This window comes from Sphingosinicella sp. BN140058, from assembly GCF_004135585.1.
In the GTDB taxonomy this organism is placed as follows: Bacteria; Pseudomonadota; Alphaproteobacteria; order Sphingomonadales; family Sphingomonadaceae; genus Allosphingosinicella.
The window spans coordinates 1,031,177-1,051,878 of record NZ_CP035501.1 but is presented as its reverse complement, the minus strand read 5'-3'; the positions used below and the strand labels follow the sequence as shown (position 1 = coordinate 1,051,878).

Here is a 20,702-nt window from a genome sequence, read left to right as displayed (position 1 = left end):
CGGGGATCAGGCGTCGGCGGGGCGCCGCCTGCTCGACAGCGCCAGCGCGACGAGGCTGATCAGGGCGGCGGCGCTGATGTAGAGTCCGGCGAAGAACAGGCCGCCGCGCTCCGCGAGCCATTGTGCCGCAACCGGCGCCAGGCCGCCGCCGAGGATGCCGCCGATGTTGAAGGTGAGCGACGCGCCGGTATAGCGCACGCGCGCCGGAAACAGCTCGGGCAGGAAGGCGCCGAGCGGCCCGTAGACAAAGCCCATGGCGAGCAGAGCCAGGGCGAGGAACAGGCCGACCAGGAACAGCGAGCCGCCGCCGAACAACGGACCCATCAGCAGGCCGACGACCACCGAGGCCAGGCAGCCGCCGATCAGCACGGCGCGCGGGGACCAGCGATCCGAAGCACTGCCCGCAAGCGCGATGCCGCCGGCCATGAACAGGATCGCGACGAGCTGGACGCCGAGGAATGCCTCCTTGTCGTGGCCGAGCGTCTTGGTGCCGTAGCCGAGCGCGAAGGTGGTGGTGAGATAGAATATCGCAAAGCAGGCGACGACGGAGAACGTGCCGGCCAGGGTCGCGCGGAGATGGTCGCGGAACAACTCGGCCATCGGCACGGACGGCGGCGGGGCCTCGGCAAGCGCGGCGGCGAAAGCCGGAGTCTCGGTCAGCTTCAGCCGGATCCAGAGGCCTAGCCCGACCAGGATGGCGCTGAGCAGGAACGGAATGCGCCAGCCCCAGGCGGTGAACTGGGCATCGTCGAGCACCGCGCCCAGGATCAGGAACAGGCCGTTGGCGGCGAGGAAGCCGACCGGTGCGCCCAGTTGCGGGAACATGCCGAAGCGGCCGCGATAGCCGGGCGGTGCATTCTCTACCGCGAGCAGGGCGGCGCCGCCCCATTCGCCGCCGAGGCCGAAGCCTTGGCCGAAGCGCAGCAGGCAGAGCAGGAACGGAGCAAGCCAGCCGGCGGTCTGATAGGTCGGCAGAAAGGCGATCAGCAGGGTCGATCCGCCCATCAGCAGCAAAGAGGCGACCAAGGTCGATTTGCGCCCGATCCGATCTCCGAAATGGCCGAAGACGCTTGCCCCGACCGGACGCGCAATGAACGCGACGCCCAGGCTGGCATAAGACAGAAGCAACTGGATCGAAGGCTCGCTCGCGGGGAAGAACAGGGGCCCGAACACCAGGGCGGCGGCGGTGGCGTAGATGTAGAAATCGTAGAATTCCACGGCGGTGCCGACCAGGCTCGCCGTCAGCACCCGGCCGCTGCCCCGATAGCCGCGCGTCATGAAGTCCCCCGTTTCATGTCTACCATCGTTCGAGCCCGACCAGGCGTGCCGCCTCGGCGCGCTGCGCCGGAGGCACCATGAAGCGGAATTCCGACAGATAGTTTTCGTGCGCGCTAGGATCGCTGGCCGCCGGCGGTGCGATACAGGCGAGGTAGGCAGCGTCGCGGCCGCCGAGGCCGAGCTGCTTCAGCCGCGCGATCAGTGCCAGCGCCTCCGGATCGTCTCGGCTTGGAACGAAGACTTCCAACTCTTTTCCTCCCGCCTCAGTCGAAGATGCCGGCGACCTGCATCGCCGCTTCGATCTCTTGCGCCACGGCATCGCTAACTCCGACCAGCGGCGGCCTGATCTCGGCCAGGATCCGGCCCAGTCGCTGCAGCGCCCATTTGGGCCCCGCCGGGTTGGGATCGAGAAACAGGGCACGGTGGAGCGGCATCAGCCGATCCTGCAAGGCGAGCGCGGCGGCGAAATCGCCGGCCAGGCACGCCGCCTGAAATTCGGCGCACAGCCGAGGCGCGACGTTGGCGGTGACCGAGATGCAGCCATGACCGCCATGCGCCATATAGCCGAGGGCCGTGCCGTCCTCGCCCGACAGCAGGTTGAATGCCTTGCCGCAGGCAAGCCGCTCGAGCGAGGGACGGTTGAGGTTCATCGTCGCGTCCTTGACGCCGACGACGTTGGCGCAATCCTCGAAGATGCGCTTCATCGTCTCGACCGAGATGTCGACGACGCTTCGCGGCGGGATGTTGTAGACGACGATCGGGATCCCGACCTTGCCATCGATCGCGCGAAAATGCTGGTACAAGCCTTCCTGGCTCGGCTTGTTGTAATAGGGGGCGACGATCAGCAACCCGTTGGCGCCGGCCGCTTCGGCATGGCGCGACAATTCGATCGCCTCTTCGGTGCTGTTCGATCCGGCACCGGCGATCACCGGCACGCGGCCCGCCGCCGCTTCGATGACCAACTCGACGACGCGGTGATGCTCCGGATGGGTGAGCGTCGGAGATTCGCCGGTGGTGCCGCAAGGAACGAGTCCGTTCGACCCTTGCTGGATCTGCCATTCGACCAGATCCTGCAGCGCTTTTTCGTCGATCTTGCCCTCCCGGAATGGCGTGACGAGGGCGGTGATCGATCCGGTAAACACGGTCAGTTCCTTCGAGTCTTGCATCTGACGAATTGGGATCCCGAAATCGGGCTGCGCCTGCCGATATCCGATTGTCGCCGGAGCCGTAAGGGCTTCCGCAGGGTGGCTCAACTTTTTCATGCGGATGGCCTGGTTGCCCAATTCCTGGTGGTGGCCCCCACGCCCGGGCCGGCGTTCAGGCGGTCGAATGGCGATCTATGTGGACTGACCGCGGCCAAGCCGATGGGGATCTTGCTGCGACGAACGTGTCGTTGAGCAATCCGCTGCCGGGCCAAAGCCCATCAGGATGGTAGCAGCGGCGACATAATTCCTCGCAAATATTCCGGCTTGGAGAAGATCATCTCCAATATGGACAGGAGTTCGTGTTCCGACTGGCGAGCCCAGACGAAACGTGCGACGTGTCGGATCGGGGGGAGAATCGTGACCGGGGGAGTCGCTGAACATGCCCGTGGCATGGCCGCTGCCGGAAGAGCAGCGGCGGAATGCCGCGACCGCTGGGACACCGCCCCGTCGCCACGAACCCGATCGCGCGTCCTGCACATCTGCACAATTCTTGTCCTGACCGGGACAGCGATGCGCGGCGATGCCTATGCCGGCAGTGTCGCTGCGCCTAGCTCCGCGGACCGGCAGTTGGCAGCCTTCGATCGCGCACATCCACAGTGTCAGCTGTGGACTGATTGGCAAAGAATGTGTTCCCGGACGGGTCCGCACGGGGCGACTGTGTGCACAAGGGATCCGGACCAGCCGGTTGCACCCTCAACACCGTTCTGCGTCGCTGGCGATGGCTCGGCTCTTCCGCGGCCTACGCCTGCCGAGCGCGCGTCGCACAAGCGCTTCTGCCGCAATTCGAGCTCCGAAGGCGCTGCCGCGCCTCTTGGCCTCTGCGTTGGGGACGAGGAACGGCCTTTCAACGGCCGCCGAGTTGCCGCGCGCCAGCACGCATGGTGCGGAATGTGGGCTGACGCCGTTTACAATCCGGTTTGCCGGTCCCGTGCGATGGATGCGCCAGGCGTTCCCGAATGCGGAGCGCGGGCCGGCCGCGGACCGACTCCGCCCGGCAAGCTCATCTGCGTCAAACGCATCGTGCCAGAGTGGTGCGAAGCCGCAGCCATGCTCGGAGACGGGCCGGAATATCCATTTGGCGGCGAATACGCTGGTCCTGGTTACGTGATCGGTGATGCGACGGTTGTTGGAGTTTACTGCAGCAAGAGGCGGTAATCATGGCTGGATTCGTTACACTTCTCTCCCCGGATAAAGCAGGCAATGTCAATCCGACATCCTACGGTCACGGATCCGGATGGTATATTGGCGACAATCTCATTCTTACAGCAGGTCATGTAATCTACACATTTAACGAGGCGGTTGGTATTCCAAATCGTCGGATGATGACTCTCGATCCGGGTGAGACAAATAATGTCTCCGGACACGAAACCTATCGCATTCAAAGCTGGCAGTTGGAAAACTACGAAGCCACTTATCTATCCGTTGCGAACTCCGTCTATCCGACGCTGCCAACACCGCCTGCGGGGCGGACGATCGGGCAATTTATCGGTGCGCATCGCTCGATTACCCCTTCTGACCGCCAATTCGTCGCAGGCAATGATAGCGTCGGGAAGAATGATGCTGGTGTCGTTGTCTTCCTCGACAGTGCAGATGCCTATTCTTCGTCAATGGGGATGACCACCACGACCGACACTATTCGGCTTTCTCGTCGGGGCGCGACCAGCTCGAACAACGATGGAACCCTGAGCGGTTCGGGAGGAAGCTTTACCTACAGCGGACCGGCGCAGCCGGGTGACAGCGGCAGCGCGGTGCTAATGCACTTCGACAGCAAGCGCTTCATCCTGGGCAGCATCATGACGATCACGGATACGGCCGGCTCCGGCTTCTCGGGACCGGCGCACGGACTGCTGTTCACGCCGCAGAACTTTTCCGATCTGATGCGCCATCTTGAAGGCTCGCAGTCCGGCGACGTGACGCAACAGGAGCCGACCAACCTCATCGTCGGCAGCGATGCGGGCCAGACGGCCAGCGGTTCGTATCGGCCAGATATCGTTCTGGGACGAGGCGGCGACGACACGATCAACGATGGCGACGCGATCGGCGATGCCGTATTTGCCAACGATCAGCTCTTCGGGGGCGCCGGCAAGGACAGCTTCACCCTCGGGGCAGGCAGCGATCTGGTGCATGGCGGTGATCACCGCATTTATCCTGGCGCCACGGCACGGCTTACCATCGAAGACGATGGCGAGGACAGCGTCTCCTATTCGGCCGAGACTCACGCCATCAAGGTCAAGATCGTCGTGACCAGCCAAGGCGACCAGACATATCGCACCACAACTGACTTTGCCAAATCCGTTTTCGTAGAGACAACGCGGGACAGCAAGACCGACACGCTGATTTCGATCGAGAAGATTACCGCCACCGAAAAGACCGATGTCGTGGAGATCAAGTCGTTGACAGCCGATCCGTTGGCGGGAAACGACAACAAGGGAGGGCTAGCCGAGATTGACCTCGCGGCACACCCCGACGGCGCCGGCAAAGGCGATCTCGTAGACATGAAGGAGATGACCGCGGCGGTTAAGGGAGACCTGGCCAGCGGACGTTTCGAGCTGAAGAGCGACTCGTCGATCGGCCTCAAGATCGTCAATGCTGAGCGCATCGAGGGCGGCAAGGGCGCGGACGAGCTCAGCGGGAACGATCAGAAGAACGAGATCAAGGGCAATGACGGCGACGATGTCCTGAAGGGTGCCCAGGGCGAGGACAAACTCGAAGGCGGTGCCGGGATCGACACCATCACCGGGGGCGCGGATGCCGACGAACTGATCGGCGGGGCCGGCGACGACATCCTCGATGGGGCGGACGGCGACACTGCCGGCGACAAGCTGGACGGCGGTGCTGACAACGATACCTTCAAGACCAACAATGGCGACAGCATCGTCGACCTCGACCAAGGCGACATCGTCATGCTCGGCGGGAAGACGCTTGCCGGCGGCGAGCGCGAGAAGCCGCCCGCCGACCCCTGTGCCCCAACTCCGCCGAACCAAGAGGACGACGAGTCCGGCACCTACGAGAGCTCGGACGGAACCATCTACGTCTACAACAAGGCCGCCGGAACACTCACGGTGACCAGCAACGGTGAGAGCATCACCATCAACGGCTTCAGCAACGGGGAAGCCGGCATCCGGCTGAAGGAGACCCGTCCGGACCAGCAGCAGGCCGAATGCCAACGTGACCCGCTGATCATCGATCTGAACGGCGACCGGGAATTGGTCGAGGAATTGTACGACAGCCGCGCCTATTTCGATCTCGACAATGATGGCTTCGCGGAGCACGTCGCCTGGGCACTACCCGAAGACGGACTGCTGGCGCTCGACCGGAACGGCGACGGACGGATCAGCAGCGGCGCGGAGCTGTTTGGTACCGGTCGGACGACGAGCCACGGCAACCGGCCCGAGCAGGACGGGACTGACGGCTTCACCGAACTTTCCAAGCTCGACACCAACCGAGACAAGGTGATCGATTCGTCCGACGCGCAATATGGCGAGCTGCGCATCTGGCAGGATGCGGACGGCGATGCGGTCACCGATGCCGGAGAGCTCAAGAGTCTTGCCGAGCTCGGCATCGTTTCGATCAGCCTGAAGACGCAGGCATCGAACGACATCGACTGCGGATGCGACGGCACCGAGGTCGTCTCGATGTCGACGGTAGCGCGTGCCGACGGCAGCACGCTCGGAATCTACGACGCCTTTCTGTCGATCGACCAATATGACACGCGCGAAGTCGGCCCCGCGGCGGTGAGCGCGGCAGCATCGGCGCTGCCGCAGCTGCTCGGATCGGGCCAGCTCAGCGATCTTCGCGTGGCGATGAGCTGCGATCCGGCCTTGCTCGAGATGGTGCAGAGTCTTTCGCAGCTGACGCCGGATCATGCCGGCGAGCTTTTCGGCAGGGTGGAGCAAATCCTGCTGCGCTGGACCGGTGCCGACGCGGTCGCGATCGACAGCCGCGGCCCGAACATCAACGCGCGCTGGCTTTCGGCGATCGAGACAATCACCGGCAGCCCGTTCGAGCAGGCTATCATCGGGCACAATCCGCGCCAGGATGCTGCGTCGATGCTTGGTCGGGAATGGCAGGAGTGGGTTGTCGAAACCGCTGCCAAGCTGCTCGGCCAAATCGATCTTGGAAGTGCGCTCACCCCCGGCCTCAGCTTCGCCGCGGCGGCCTTCTTCGTCGCCGACGAAGGCACCAGCCTCGACCAGCTGATGGAGGCGGTCGCCGCAGGTGCCTCGGCGCAGACCGCGCAGGCAGCTTCCTATTGGCACGTCATGCTCGAGATCGTCTCGCGCTACGCACCGGAGCTTGGTGTGACCCGAGCAGCGATCGACTCGGCAGCCAAAGTCTATATCGATGCCGCCGGGGTGCCCTTCGATGTCGCCGCGTTGCGCGCCGCCTTCGTCGGAGGTGCCTCGTCGGGCGCGATCAGCGGTACCCACAGCGGGTTCGGCCTCGACGGGCACGATCTCATCGTGGCGCTCCCCGGGGTCACCCGCTTGAACGGCGGTTCCGGCGACGACGCCTATCTGCTCGGCAGCGTGCCGGCCAACGTCCGTATCACCGACGCAAGCGGCGACGACGCGCTCTATCTCGATGTCCTGCCCGAGGATGTGAGCCTCATCTTTACGGCCGCCGGCGGGACATTGCGGGTCTCGGTGGTTTCGGATGCCGGCACCTATGCCAATTTCGATCTGTCGCTGGCGGGGGGCGGAATATCGGCCGCGATCGAGCATCTGGTCTTTGCCGATGGACGAGTTCGTAACGTCGTCGACGGTAATACGATCGTCACGGCGGACGGCGGCATGATCGTGTTCGGGCGGCGCGACGCGGGCTCGATACTGGCCGGCGGCACCGGTGCCGACATCCTGATGGGCTTCGGGAAGGATGACGAATATCGGGTGGGACCTGCGAGCGGCAGCGATGTCGTCGACGATCTTGGACTCGGCGACAGTTTCGACACGCTGGTGATCGACGCGCCGCGCTCCGACGTCGTGTTCGGACTGGTTGGGGACGGCACCGGACAGGATCTGGTTCTGCGCTTCCTGTCTACCGGCGCCGAAATCGTGATCCGCGAACAGCGGTTCGGCGAGGATCCGCGGATCGACAGTTTCCGCTTCTCGGACGGAACGGTCTTGTCCGCTGCCGAGGTCGACACGATCGTCAATACCGGTACCGACGCGGGCGAAACCCTTCTCGGCTCCAGTCGGAACGACGTCATCGATGGCGGTCGTGGCGACGACCTTCTCCGCGGCGGTGCGGGAATCGATACCTATTTGTTCGGGGCGGACAGCGGCGCCGATCGGATCCAGGAGACCGATTTCGGCAACCGGATCGTGCTTGCCGAGGGGATCGCGCTGGAGGATCTCGTCTTCGCGCGCGGGGGAAGCACCGGTCTGGATCTGCTGGTACGGATCGTTGGAAGCGAGGCATCGGTCGCCATAGAGAACGGCTTGCGCCATCCTTATGTAACCGAATTCGTGCTTGGTGACGGCACCGTGGTCGGGATCAACGAGGTGCTCGAGATCCTCACCGGCGGAGTCGCCGGGCAGCTGACGGGAACGGATCGGGACGACGAGATCTACGGGGACATCACCGCCGAGGTGCTCGATGGCGGGGACGGCGACGACCGGCTCGACGGCAGCGGCGGCGATGACATCTACGTGTTCAGCAGCGGCCGAGACCAAATCTACGATAGCTGGCTGAGCTTCGACAGCATACTCGCACCGGTCGGAGCATCGGTCGGCGACCTGAGGATTTTCCGATCCAACGGCAATCTCGAGATCCGCTTCGCCGGCTTCGACGGCAGCATGATCCTCCACAACGACTTCACCTATGACGGCGATCCGGATGCCGAAGACCAATATGGCGACGTCGAGGCAATCCTGTTCCGCAACGGCACCAGCGTCGGCATCGTCGGCGAGCGCACCGTCGGCACCGCCGGAAACGACGTCCTGTTCGATATCACCTATTCCGATCGTACCTATCTGCCGGGCACCGGCGACGACCTGATCCTCGCCGGCATGGGCGACGACCTTTTCCGCTTGGAGGAGGGGTTCGGCGATGTGCTGATCTCCGATCTCAGCGGCGACGACACGATCGAGTTCGCCGCGGCCGGGATCACCCAATCTGATCTGGTCGTGACCCGGAGCGGATTCGACATCGTCATCCGAATCGCGGGCGCGGCGGGCAGCGTGACTGTCGAGAACCAGCTCTTGCCGCGCTGGCTCGACTATGGCGGCAGCGGCATCGAGATGATTGCATTGGCCGACGGCACTTCTCTCGATCGCAACGACCTTATCGAGATGCTGTCCACCGCCACTGCCGGCGACGACTGGATTGCGGCCGGTGAGCGTGACGGCGGTGCAGGTGACGACGTCCTGGTCGGCAGCGACGATTCGGACAGCTACGTTTTCGGCATCGGCTATGGCCACGACGTCATTCGTGACTTCGGATACGATCAGGAAGAAGATTATTCCTGGGGCCGCGACATCGACGTCGTCACGTTCAAGGATCTTAGCCGAGACGACGTGACCTTCACGCGCGCATCCGGCGATCCGCACTCGATCCTGGTGACGATCGTCGCCACGGGCGAGACGCTGCTGATCGATCGCACGCCGTTCGACGGCCATCCCGCCGATCCGGGCAGTCATTATTACATGATCGAGCGGTTCGACTTTGCGGATGGAACCAGCCTGAGCAGCCGCGAGGTCCGGCAACAAGTCCTCGATGCCGACCGGACAGGCGGCGACGACACCATCGTCGGCCTCGGTATCGATACGATCGTCGATGCGGGTCCCGGCAACGATGTGGTGGCAATCCATTCGGGTGGTGCCGTCGTGCTCGCGACAGGTGGCGGCGACGATATCGTCTATTCCGCGGACAGCTGGGACAGCGTCGATCTTTACGTACGCGGTGCGACTCCCGAAACACTTCGCATCCGCCCGGTCTCGGAAGCGGGTGGCGTCAAGGGCGACCATCTCCGGTTCGAATTGCCCGACGGGAGCTCCGTCACCTTCCTCCATGGTGCCTGGATCAACAACGCGCCGCAGCTCGCTGCGGTCGCGGATGCCGGCCGGCTTTCGATCGTCGACATCATCTTCGAAGACGGCACCCGGATCTTTTACGATCACGAGCTTGGCCTGCTGATCCCCGGACGAACCACGGGCACTGCTGGGGATGATGCACTCACCGGATCGGACGAGGACGGCAACACGACCAACGACGTCTTCGTCCCCGGCACGGGCGACGACCTCATCGTCGGGCGGGGCGGCACGGACACGATCAGGTTCGGGGTCGGCGACGGCCATGATGAGGTCATCCCCGAGTGGAAGGAAGGCACCCGCTACGGAATCGAGATGCTGCCGGCGGCAACGCTCGAGGATCTCACCTTCCGCCTTGCCGAAGATGATCCAAGAATGCTCGTCATCGGCTTCGCCGATGCGCCGGACACGATCCGGATCGCCCGTGAGGCCCTGGTCTCGATCGGCTTCATCGATGGCCGCACCTTGCTGTTCCAGGACCCGACGGAGTCTCTGTGGGTCTATTCGGGCGACACGGTGGAGCCAGGCGCAGGCAATGACGAGATCACCAGTTCGTCGGGAGGCGTCACCTTGGTGATCGGGCGCGGAGACGGGGCCGACCGCTTCTCCGACTGGATGTTCGACACTCTGATCGGCGGCGACGCGACCGGGCGCGACTGGACTGGCAACACGCTCGTCCTGGAAGGCGCGGAACAGACCGCGGACCTGATCTTTGCCCGAGACGGCGCCAGCGAGGATCTGGTCGTGATCTTCCGCGACACCGGCGATCGGGTCATCATTCACAACCAGTTCGCAGGATCGGGGGATCCCGACGACACCAGCCGGCTCGAGGCAGTCGTCACCGCCTTCGTCCTCGACGATGGCACGCTGTTGTCCTGGGCGGACGTGCAGGCGCTGATCGAGGACATCGATCCCGAGACGATACCGGTTCTTCCCGATCCGAATTTGCTCTATTTCGATCCAAGTCTGCTCTTCGTCGCGCCGACGGACGGTTCGGAAACCCTCTACGTCGACGGCAATGGCACCATCGACAGCCTGGGCGGCGAGGATCGCGTGATCGCCGTCGGCGCGTCCGCAACCTTCCTTTGGGGCGCAGAGGACGGGGACGATCATTTCAGCGCGGCAACCGGTACGGTGTCGGTGTGGGACGGCAATCGGGTCGTGCTCGATGACATGAACGGGCCGCAGGACATCGGCCTGTTCCGCAGCGAGTCGGGGACGGACCTCATCATCCTCAACCGGGCGACGGGAGAGCGGCTGACGATCGAAAACCAATTCGTCACGCGCACTTCGGCGCCGGAAGACGACGGCGGGGCAACCGTCACCATGTTCGAGTTCGGCAGTGGACTCGTCATGACTTGGCAGGAGCTATACCGGCTGGTCGAGGGCATCGACTTCGACGGCGACAATGTGATCGTCGGCGATACAGGGGGGGGAACGTTGGATGGAGGCGCCGGCAGCGATATGCTGGTCGGCGGCCCCGGCGACGACATCTATCTGTTCGATCGTGCCTATGATGAAGATCGCGTACGCGATGCCGGGGGCACGGACATCGTGCAGTTCGGCCCTGGCGTCGGGGTCTCGGACGTGTTCTTCAGCCGAACGGGGGCCGCTGGCGGCGACCTGCTGATCGAAGTCATGGGCCTCGATCGGCTCGCCCTCACCGTCGAGGGCCAGTTCTCGACCGCGATGGCAAAGATCGAGACCTTCGTCTTCGCGGGCGGCGATCGGCTGAGTTGGTCCGACGTACAGCAGATCGTGCTGCGCAACGAGTCGACGACGATGGCGGATACGATCAACGGTTTTGCCTCGCCTGATTTCATTGCTGGAGACGAAGGCAATGATGTTCTGCGCGGAGGCGGCGGCGACGACCACATCGAGGGTGGCGTGGGACGGGATACCGCCGTCTATGCAGGACTGAGGTCGGACTACGATATCGAGATCGCCTTGGACGGCACCGTGACGGTCAGCGATCTCGCCGGCGTCGAGGGGCTCGATACGCTCATCGGCGTGGAGCAGCTTCGCTTTCTCGGCGAGGGCGCGGGTGCGCCCGTGCTGGACCTGACAGCGCCGAACCGAAACCCCGTTGCGGCGACCCTGTCGCTGAGCGGCATTGAGGATCAACTGTTCAGCATCCCGCTCGGCACTCTGCTCGCCCAGCTGTCGGATGCAGACGGTGACCCGATGCACATCACTGGGATCAGCGGGACGACCGGAGGAAGCGCCTGGATCGGTCTCGACGGCAACGTTCATTTCCGTCCGGACGCCGATTTCACCGGTGTTGCGACGATCAGCTACCAAATTGCCGATCCGAATGGCGGCTGGAGCATCGGCAAGATTCAAGTGGCGCTTGCCGCCGTCAACGATGCTCCTCGCGTCGGCGCGTTGCCTGCGGTGCTGGAGGTTACCGAAGACGCTCCGGCGCAGGCCGTGGTGACTGTCGGGGCCGTAGATCCGGATGGCGATCCGCTTCACTACAGCATCATCGAAGGCAATGAAGCAGGGCTGTTCACGATCGACGCGGGCGGCGTCGTGCGGACTGTCCGGCCTGCGGGAGATGCGGATGTCGGCGCATTGCAACTGCGGATCGAGATCAGCGATGGACATGGCGGGAGCGCGAGCCTGGTCGTTCCGGTCGTAATCGTCGGGACGAACGATGCGCCGGAGACTGCCGGCGACAGCATTGCAGCCGTGGAGGACGGCGCGGTCGTAACCGGCCAACTCGCTGCCAGCGATGGTGATGGCAACGGAGGGCTCGTATTCAGCGCGGCGGGTGAGGCTGCGGGCTTCGTGCTGGAGGCAGACGGAAGCTGGAGCTTCGATCCCTCGGACCCCGCCTATCAGGATCTCGGTGCCGGCGAGACGCGTGTGATCACCTTGCCCTATTCTGTTTCTGATCCCCTGGGCGTGCAGGTGACGTCTGCGGTCCTGATTACGGTGAGCGGAACCAACGACGTTCCTGCTTTCACTGCGGTTCCGGCAGAGGTCATTCAGCTGTTCGAGGATTCCGCCCCCGCGGTGATCGCCGGCTGGGGCGCCTTCGATGCCGACGGGGACACGCTGGTGTTCACGATCGTCAGCGGCAACGATGGTGGATTGTTCAGGATCGATCCGTCCGGTGGTCTCACGACGACTCGGCCGTCTACTGACGCCGATGTTGGTCTCCACACGCTCCAGCTGCAGGTTTCGGATGCGCAGGGCGGAACGGCGATCGCCGACATCGTTGTCGACGTCATCAACGTCAACGACGTTCCGGTCGCGCAACCGGCAAGCGCCGAGGCGGTGGAGGACCATGCTCCCGTCAGCGGCGCCTTGCAGGCGGTCGATCAGGATCGCGATGCCACGCTCACCTTTTCGCTGCTCACGCCGGTGGCCGGGCTCGCGCTGACCGGGCAGGGAGACTGGAGCTTCGATCCGGCGGACGCCGCTTATCAGGCGCTCGCCGCCGGGCAGACCCATTTGGTGGTTGCCGATTATCACGTGGTCGACGAGCATGGCGCCGCGTCGACGTCGACCCTTTCGATCACGGTGACCGGTGCAAATGATGTGCCGACGGCAATTCTCGCAGCCGACAGCAGCCTGAGCACGGCGGAAGATGCTGCTCCAGCCATCGTCGCGCAGATCGCCGCGAGCGACGTCGATGGCGACACGCTGCTCTTCTCGATCGTAGACGGCAATCGCGACGGCCTCTTCGTCGTCGATGCGCAAGGCCGGATCTCGACGGCACGGAGCCCGGGCGACAACGATGTCGGGACCCACATTCTACGCGTTGCCGTTGCCGATCCGTCCGGGAGCCACAGCTCGGTCGATGTCGCGGTCGCGATAGCGAACGTCAATGACGCTCCCGTGCTGACGGCGGCGCTGGCGGACCAGAGCTGGACCAGCGGCGCGGCCGCAATCTACCAAGTGCCGGCGGGCAGCTTCAGAGACGCTGACGGGGATCCTCTGATGCTTTCGGCACGGCTCTCCGACGGCAACGCCCTGCCGAATTGGCTGACCTTCGACCCGGCTACCGGTACCCTCAGAGGCACTCCGCCGGCCGGAGCCGCGCCGCTTTCGGTTCGGATTACCGCGAGTGATGGACAGGCGAGCGTGTTCGACGATCTTGCGATCGCCGTCAGCGGCGGCAACCACGGCAGCAACGGGGGCTTCAACTTCCACAGCGTCAACAGCTGGTACGATCCTCGCTGGGGCGGGGGGTATAACGTCACCTTCCGCTACACTGTGCAACCCGATGCTATCGTCGATGGTCACCTGAAAATGTGGGACATCGTCGCCGATTACGATGGCGCAGGCGCCGTTGCCGGCGGCTGGATCTCCGGCTTCAACGGGCCTACCAATCAAACGCTGATCGCTGGCGGCGACGGTTTGGTCTTCTCGACGGTCGGAACCGGCTATCAGCCGGACCTCAAGGCTGGCGACACCTTCTACTTGACCTTGCGGGTCGATGGAGCCGCATTCAAGGCAAGCGATTTCGGCTTCACGATCTTCGATCGGGATCCGGCGCCGAACATCGCGGATGCAGGCGACGCACGCCTGACTGCCGCTTCGACGATCTCGTGGGGAGGGATGCTCGTCCAATCGGCGACGATCCGCAACATATCTCAGGCGCCGATCGATGATTGGAGCGTCGTGCTCGACGTGCCTGACGGGGTCGAACTGAACCTGGCTTCCCTGTGGGGTGCCACTGCCTCCCGGCTCCCCAACGGCGACATCCGGTTCGAGGCAGTGGATTGGAACGACGAAATCGCCGTCAGCGACCTTGCGACGTTCGGCTTCGTCGCAGCCTATAGCGGTGCCGGCACGCTCGCCTTCGACTCCTCGAGCTTCCATTTCGCATGATCGGCAGGCGATCGCCCGGAACGATCCATACCGGCCGCTTCACGTTGCGGCCGCTTGCGGACAAGGAACTACCGGCGCTGCGGCGCTGGCTGGCCGACGAGCGGGTGGCGGGCGGGCTTGCCCAGTCCGCCCGAGATGTCGGCGAGCGCGGCGCCCGTGCCTTCCTCGCCGGCTTCGACAACCGCGAGTCGTTCGCGCTGGCGATCGTCCGGAACGAAGACGGCGCGGCGCTCGGCTTCTACACTCTCAAGGTGGATTGGCGGCACCTGACCCTCACCATCACCCTGGTTGTCGGAGAGGCTGAGGCGCTGGAACAGGCGGTGGCTGCCGAAACGGCGCGAGCGATCGTGGACTGGGCATTTTCGTCGGGTGGCCTCGAGAAGGTAATCGCTCTGGTTGCAGAGACGAACACGGTCGTCGCAGGCTGGTTGGGAACGCGAATGCAGTTGGAGGGGCGCCTTCGGGACGAAATTCGGGCGGAAGCGACCGGCCGCCGGGTCACCTTGCTTCGCTTCGGCCTGCTCAAGAGCGACTGGGCCAAAGTCCGCGCACGGTCCGTACACCGACAGGCAGAACGAGGATTCCCACTTGCCGATGCGCCGCAGCGCGGAGGGAGTTGATCGCTGAAGTCTCGGCGCGGGTTGCGCCACCATTCCAGAGCAAGGCGCAAGGGAGGATCTGATGGGCGAGCAGGCGATGAACAAATATCTGGTGGGCGCTGGCCGCCCGATCATCATCGCGACGTTGGTCGCGGGTACGCTCGACATCCTTTCCGCCTTCGTCTTCGCCGGGGTGGCCGGCATGACCCCGCTGCAGGTGCTCCGCTTCGTCGCCAGCGGCCCGTTCGGAGACGCGCCGACGGCGACGCCGGGCTGGGCCGCAGTCGGTCTTGCGGTCCATTATGCGATCATGGCCTGCATGGCCGCGGCTTATGTGCTGATCGCGCCGCGGATCCCGGCGCTGATGCGCCACCCGATCGTGGCGGGGATCGCCTACGGCTTCCTGCTGTGGATCATCATGTACTGGATCGTGCGCCCGCTGCGTTTCCCGGAACTGCCGCTGCCGAACACGCTCTACGGAATCGCCAATGCCTTGTTCTCGCACTGCATCCTGGTCGGCATCCCGATCGCGCTGATCGCAAAACGCTACGCCGTCCCGCGCTAGCGGCATCGGCCGCGGCGTGGCATGCCCAGGCCATGCCGACGATCCTGCTGCTCATTCTCTCCAACGTTTTCATGACCGCCGCCTGGTACTGGCACCTGCGCGGCGGCATGGACAAGCCGATCCTGCTCGTCATCCTGATCAGCTGGGGCCTCGCCCTGGTCGAATATTGCCTTGCGGTACCGGCGAACCGGATCGGCTATGCCGGCGGCTGGTCGGCGGCGCAGCTCAAGATCACCCAGGAGGCGATCGCCTTGATCATCTTCGGCGGTTTCATGGTGCTGTTCCTCGGCGAGCCGCTCCACTGGCGCCACGCCGCCGCCTTTCTCTGCATCATGGCGGCGGTCGGCTTTCTGTTCACCGGCAAATAGACGTCACTCGGCCGTCTGACGGCAGCTCGGCTGCGATCCTGCCTTGCCGAACAGGTCCAGAGGCACCGCCTCCGCCATCGCCTTGTAGCCGGCCAGGGAGGGATGAAGGTGGTCGCCGGAATCGAGATCGGGTCGGAGGCGCAGCGGATCGGCCGGATCGCGCATGACCTTGTCGAAATCGATTACCGCGTCGAAGTGGCGGCGAATCCAGTCGTTCACCGCCTGACGCGCCGCCTCGCTTGCGGCGGTGGATCGGTAATAGTCCGAGCCGCCATAGGGCATGATGGTGGCGCCGATCGCGCGAACGCCGCGGGCCCGCGCGGTTGCCACGATTTGCGAATAAGCGACGATCATGCGATCGGCGAGGTCTCGATAGGCAGCGGCATCGCCGCCGTCCCGACCGAGCGTGCCGAGATCGTTGACGCCCTCGAGTACGACCACGTGGCTGACCCCCGGCTGCGCGATGGCGCGCTCGAACCGCGCCATCGCGTTGGGGCCGAGGCCGTCGGCGAGCAATCGGTTGCCACCGATGCCGTGGTTCAGGACCGCGACGCGGCCGTGTTTCTGCTGCAGGCGCCGGGCGAGATGGTCCGGCCAGCGCAGATCGGTGTCCGGCTGGACGCCATAGCCGTCGGTGATCGAGTCGCCGAGCGTGACGATTGCCGACGATCCCGGCCGTGCATCAACCTCGACGGCGGCAAGCTGATACCAATGGGTGACGCTCTTCGCGCCGGGGAGGTCGGCCGCTCCGGCCGCGTTGCCGCGGGCGAGATACGATGTCGCCCGCGAGCCGGGGTGACTCGTCTGCTGCGCCGGCGCCTGCGGCAGGAAGAGCGAGACGGCGAGATGCGCGAGGGACGGAACCGCGAGATCGACCGGATCAGACAGATATTCGGCGCCTGCCGGAATAGTGATCGTGCTGCGCCCGGCGAACCGCAACACCATTCCGCCCGGCTGGAGGCGCGGGCTCGCCGGGTCCGCGCTGAGCGCGACATGGGCCGCGCCGATCAACAGCGGCGCCGTGCCATGGAGATTGGAGATACGGACCCGAACGGCTTCGCCGCCGACGCTGACGCGGACGATCTGACGCAAGGTGGCATCGGTAAGATCCGCGGCGGGGAGGGCGTTGCGCTCCTCCGGCACCTGCTGCGCACTCGCCCAGGTCGGCAGCCAGCAGCGCCCGGCCGCCTGCGCGGGCACGGCGCCGGCGAGCAGCAGCCCCAACAGAACCGGTGTGCGCCCCGCCATCTTACCCACATCTCTCTCCCTCGCGCCTCTTCTGGCAATCAAGTGGGGGCGCGATCAAGCAGTCTTGAAGGAAGACGCGCGTCCGTTGGCGGAGTCATGATGCGGAGAGCTGCGCGTGATCCTGCACCGTTGCGGTGGGCGCCGCCGGCGTCAGAGCCTTGCGGGTGGCGAGGGGTTCCGGGGTGCGGATCGACCGGGCGAGGCCGAGCGCCTGGAGCAGAAGGATGAAGCGGTAGGCCCAGTCGCTCTGCCCCGGGTACAGGCCGATCCGCGCCGAGTCGGGAAAGGCATGATGGTTGTTGTGCCATGCCTCGCCCATTGTCGGGATCGCGGCCCAGGGCACGTCGTGGGCCTGGACGCCGGCATCGTCGACGAGCCAGGTCTGCGGCCCGATGCGGTGGGCAAGATGGCCGACGAACCAGTGGCCCGTTACCGACGCGGTGATCCGGGCGCAGATGCCCCAGGCCACCCAACTCCAGCCGCCCGCGACGAAGAGAAGGAAGGCGATCGGCACCTGCTGCAGCATCCAGGTCCGCTCCAGAAAGACATAGAAGGAATCGCGTCCGATCCGGCCGAGGTCGAAGCGGGGCGGCTGCGCCAGTTGCAGCCGGCAGTGCATCTGCCACCAGGCGTCGATCAGCATCGGCCGGCGATGCGCAAGATAATCGTGGCAGACCGGCTGGCGCTGCGCCCAGTCCCGCAGATCGTGTGTCCGCACCATCCAGAAGGGTCCGCTGATCCCCACCGCGGTACCGACCCAGACAAGGATGCGCTCGAGCCAGAGCGGGCATTCGAAGCTGCCGTGGATCAGGCGCCGGTGGAAGCCGACGGAGTGGCCGAGCAGCAGGCCGGCCCCGGTGGTCAGCAGGAACATCAGGAATGCGCCCCAGGTGAACAGCGGCAGCGCGAGCGCCAAGGTCGCGAGCAACATGGTGCCGTTCCATAACGAGTGAAGCGGATCCCAGCGCACCATCCCGGCCGATGCATCGGCATCCTCAGCGACAAGCGAGTTCACGGCATGAGGATCGTTCGATTCATCCATCGCAAGCTCCTAAGAAATTAAGTGATAACTTAATCACTGCACCTCTCGAGCTTGCAAGTGATTAAGTCAATCCTTAAATGAGCCGCATGCAGCGTGTTTTCGAAGCCCTCTCCTCGACCGTTCGCCGGAAGATCCTTGCCTATCTTGCTCACGCCGATCTGACGGCGGGTGAGATCGCCGCCCGCTTCGATATCTCGAAGTCGGCAGTTTCGCAGCATCTCTCGGTTCTCGAAAATGCGGGGCTCGTCACCAGCGAGAAGAAAGGTCAGTTCGTTCACTATCGACTGGTGCCGGAAAGCGTGGCCAACACGCTGAATTCCTATCTTCAGCAGGTTTGCCCGGTATCGGGCCCGCTCAAGAAAGAGAGCGCCGCCATCGCCGCGTCCCGGACCGACCCGGACGAAGACGCCGGCTGATCGGATCGCCTGCGCATCGCCACGGCCGTGCGGCAGCTGCAGGGTGGCTAATCTCCAGGCTTTCGGCATAGACGGTGCTTCGGCCGGATCTCGCGATGCATCGGGAACCGCCGACGCGGCTTCAGGGAGAATGAGCGGTGGCATTGGTCAAGACCTCGCAAGTGGCAGGACGAGGGCGGCGCAAGCGTGCCGCCGCCGCACAAGAACCGCAGGCGGCGACGTCCGCGGCCTTGTCGCAGCCTGCAGCGGAGCCGGCACGTGCGGCTCCGAGGGCGCGGGGGTCGCGGGCTGCGCCGAGCGATCGCCGTCAGCTCGCCGCCGAGCGGATCGGTGCGGCAAGCGAGGAACTGGCCAGCGGCATCACCGAGGCGTCTGCAGCCGCCGAGCAACTGCGCCGGGCAATGGAGCAGATTGCGAGCGGCGCCGAGGAGGCCGCAGGCGCGTCGTCCCAGTCGCTCGCGGCGGTGACACATCTCAGCGCGGAGTTCGCGGGCGCGCGCGCCGATGCCGAAGCGGCCCAGCGTAGCGCCGACGCTCTGCAGACCGTGATCGCCGAAAGCTCGGCCGCGATTCTCGAATCCACGGTCGCAATCCGCGCCAATGCGACACGCCAGCGCGCCTCGGCCGATCTCGCCGAAACGCTCGAGCGCCAGGCCGGACAGATCGGCGCGATCACGGAAACGGTCAGCGAAGTTGCCGATCAGACCAACCTTCTCGCCCTCAACGCCGCGATCGAGGCGGCGCGAGCCGGCGAGCATGGCCGCGGCTTTGCGGTGGTGGCCGACGAAGTTCGGGCGCTTGCCGAGAGTTCGGAGCAGAGCGCGTCCGAGATTCGCGACGCAGCGGGTGAAATCGCATCGTCGGTGCGCGATGTCGCCGCCCGGATCCAGGCCGCATCGGCTGCGGCCACGGCGCAGATCGACGCCGGCACCGCAGCCACCGAGCGACTGGGCGTGATCCGCACGGACATGGCGCAGCTCGCCGCCGGGGCTCAGGCGATCCTCATTTCGGCCGTGGAGGCGGAAGGCGCCGCGCGCGAGGCGCAGCGGGCGGCCGAGCAGGTCGCGAGCGCTGCGGAAGAGCAGGCGGCCGCCGCAGCCGAGGCGCAGCGCGCGATCGACCAGCAAACCCAGTCGGTCGATCAAAGCCAGCAGGCGGCGCACGCGCTCGCCGAACTGGCGTCGGTGCTGCAGGCGGGCACGGGCAGCAGCGCCGAAACCGAACAGATCGCCTCGGCCGCCGAGGAGCTTTCGGCGACGGTGCAGGAACTCTCGGGCGCCGCCACGCAGATCATGGCCGCGGTCGAGCAGATCAGCCGCGGCGCCGAGATCCAGGGGGCGACGACCTTGCAGGCGACCGGCGCGATGAACCAGATCGAGCGCACCGCGGAGGCGAGCCGCGAGCGGGCGCAGGAAGCCGTCGACCGCGCCGGCGCAATGGGGGCCTCGCTCGCCGGCAGTCGCCAGGAAGTCGAGGGTTTGATCGACGGGGTGGCGGCCGCTCTGCGAGAAACGCAGGACGTGGGGGCGCTGGTAACCGGGCTCGATCAATCCTGCCGTCGTGTCGAAAAGATGATCGAGAACGTCACGTTGCTCGCGCTGCAGACCAACATGCTGGCGGTCAGCGGCTCGGTCGAAGCGGCGCGTGCCGGCGACGCCGGGGCGGGTTTCGCGATCGTCTCCGGCGACATTCGCGCGCTCGCACGGGAATCGGCTGCCAATGCGGGACGCGCCCGTGACATGGTCGAGACCATGCGCGACCAGATCGGCGCGATCCGGCGCGATCTCGAGCAGATTGCTTCGGTCGCCGAGAGCGAGAGCGGTCGCAACGCGCTCATCTCCGAGCGCCTGGCGGCGATGGAGGATCAAGTCGGCACCCTCGGCGCCGGCGGGGCGGCGATCGTGGGCCGCACCGACACGATCCTTCGCGCGGTACAGGACGTGGTCAGCGGCACCCGCCAGATCGCCGCGGTGGCCGAACAATCGTCATCGGCCGCCGCGCAGGCCGCCGCCGCCGCCCGGCAGCAGGCGCATGGCGCCGAGGATCTTGCCGCGGCGATCGAGGATATCGCCTCTCTCGCCGACGAGCTCAATCGATCCGGCCGCTGA

Annotated in this window: 11 protein-coding genes; 6 read left to right on the top strand and 5 right to left on the bottom strand. The window is 65.3% G+C overall.

The window, feature by feature from the left end:
• Nucleotides 1-6: 6 nt before the first annotated feature.
• The 3 genes from ETR14_RS04720 to dapA are packed head-to-tail and all read right to left on the bottom strand — an operon-like array spanning nucleotide 7 to nucleotide 2,420.
• Nucleotides 7-1,278, bottom strand: coding sequence for an MFS transporter (locus tag ETR14_RS04720; protein ID WP_129383595.1), 1,272 nt, complete (start codon nucleotides 1,276-1,278; stop codon nucleotides 7-9).
• A 19-nt stretch (nucleotides 1,279-1,297) separates the two neighbouring features.
• Nucleotides 1,298-1,525, bottom strand: coding sequence for a hypothetical protein (locus ETR14_RS04715; RefSeq protein WP_129383594.1), 228 nt, complete (start codon nucleotides 1,523-1,525; stop codon nucleotides 1,298-1,300).
• 16 nt (nucleotides 1,526-1,541) lie between these two features.
• The gene (gene dapA / locus ETR14_RS04710; protein ID WP_129391334.1) at nucleotides 1,542-2,420 is read right to left on the bottom strand and encodes a 4-hydroxy-tetrahydrodipicolinate synthase; all 879 of its coding nucleotides are present in this window, start codon (nucleotides 2,418-2,420) and stop codon (nucleotides 1,542-1,544) included.
• A gap of 1,676 nt (nucleotides 2,421-4,096) precedes the next feature.
• On the opposite strand from dapA, the gene ETR14_RS04705 reads away from it, so the two are divergent.
• The 4 genes from ETR14_RS04705 to ETR14_RS04690 all read left to right on the top strand — a co-directional run bounded on the left by ETR14_RS04705 (nucleotide 4,097) and on the right by ETR14_RS04690 (nucleotide 15,888).
• Entirely contained in the window at nucleotides 4,097-14,356 is a 10,260-nt protein-coding gene (locus tag ETR14_RS04705) for a tandem-95 repeat protein (RefSeq protein WP_165356314.1), read from the top strand.
• On the top strand, nucleotides 14,353-14,976 hold the full coding sequence (locus tag ETR14_RS04700; protein ID WP_129383592.1) for a GNAT family N-acetyltransferase: 624 nt from the start codon (nucleotides 14,353-14,355) through the stop codon (nucleotides 14,974-14,976). Before ETR14_RS04705 ends, ETR14_RS04700 begins: the two co-directional genes overlap by 4 nt.
• 61 nt (nucleotides 14,977-15,037) lie before the next feature.
• On the top strand, nucleotides 15,038-15,520 hold the full coding sequence (locus tag ETR14_RS04695) for a hypothetical protein (protein WP_243455765.1): 483 nt from the start codon (nucleotides 15,038-15,040) through the stop codon (nucleotides 15,518-15,520).
• Between the two features lie 32 nt (nucleotides 15,521-15,552).
• A complete protein-coding gene (locus ETR14_RS04690; RefSeq protein WP_129383591.1) occupies nucleotides 15,553-15,888 on the top strand; it encodes a DMT family protein in 336 nt (111 codons plus the stop codon).
• Nucleotides 15,889-15,891: 3 nt separating this feature from the next.
• Here the strand turns inward: ETR14_RS04690 and ETR14_RS04685 are convergent, their stop codons facing one another.
• Nucleotides 15,892-17,136, bottom strand: coding sequence for an SGNH/GDSL hydrolase family protein (locus ETR14_RS04685; protein WP_129391328.1), 1,245 nt, complete (start codon nucleotides 17,134-17,136; stop codon nucleotides 15,892-15,894).
• A gap of 94 nt (nucleotides 17,137-17,230) precedes the next feature.
• Nucleotides 17,231-18,178: an acyl-CoA desaturase gene (locus ETR14_RS04680; RefSeq protein WP_129383590.1), complete on the bottom strand. Its 948-nt coding sequence runs from the start codon at nucleotides 18,176-18,178 to the stop codon at nucleotides 17,231-17,233.
• Between the two features lie 86 nt (nucleotides 18,179-18,264).
• Between ETR14_RS04680 and ETR14_RS04675 the strand changes: the two genes are divergently transcribed.
• A complete protein-coding gene (locus tag ETR14_RS04675; RefSeq protein ID WP_129383589.1) occupies nucleotides 18,265-18,594 on the top strand; it encodes a metalloregulator ArsR/SmtB family transcription factor in 330 nt (109 codons plus the stop codon).
• 137 nt (nucleotides 18,595-18,731) lie between these two features.
• Nucleotides 18,732-20,702 carry a methyl-accepting chemotaxis protein gene (locus ETR14_RS04670; RefSeq protein ID WP_129383588.1) on the top strand — a complete coding sequence of 657 codons (1,971 nt, stop codon included), beginning with the start codon at nucleotides 18,732-18,734 and terminating at the stop codon, nucleotides 20,700-20,702.

What these genes read in the sequence shown, in the direction of transcription:
- ETR14_RS04720 (WP_129383595.1), bottom strand. Translation starts at nt 1,278, where the DNA reads ATGACGCGCGGCTATCGGGGCAGCGGCCGGGTGCTGACGGCGAGCCTG.
- ETR14_RS04705 (WP_165356314.1), top strand. Translation starts at nt 4,097, where the DNA reads ATGACCACCACGACCGACACTATTCGGCTTTCTCGTCGGGGCGCGACC.
- ETR14_RS04700 (WP_129383592.1), top strand. Translation starts at nt 14,353, where the DNA reads ATGATCGGCAGGCGATCGCCCGGAACGATCCATACCGGCCGCTTCACG.
- ETR14_RS04695 (WP_243455765.1), top strand. Translation starts at nt 15,038, where the DNA reads ATGGGCGAGCAGGCGATGAACAAATATCTGGTGGGCGCTGGCCGCCCG.
- ETR14_RS04690 (WP_129383591.1), top strand. Translation starts at nt 15,553, where the DNA reads ATGCCGACGATCCTGCTGCTCATTCTCTCCAACGTTTTCATGACCGCC.
- ETR14_RS04685 (WP_129391328.1), bottom strand. Translation starts at nt 17,136, where the DNA reads ATGGCGGGGCGCACACCGGTTCTGTTGGGGCTGCTGCTCGCCGGCGCC.
- ETR14_RS04680 (WP_129383590.1), bottom strand. Translation starts at nt 18,178, where the DNA reads ATGGATGAATCGAACGATCCTCATGCCGTGAACTCGCTTGTCGCTGAG.
- ETR14_RS04675 (WP_129383589.1), top strand. Translation starts at nt 18,265, where the DNA reads ATGCAGCGTGTTTTCGAAGCCCTCTCCTCGACCGTTCGCCGGAAGATC.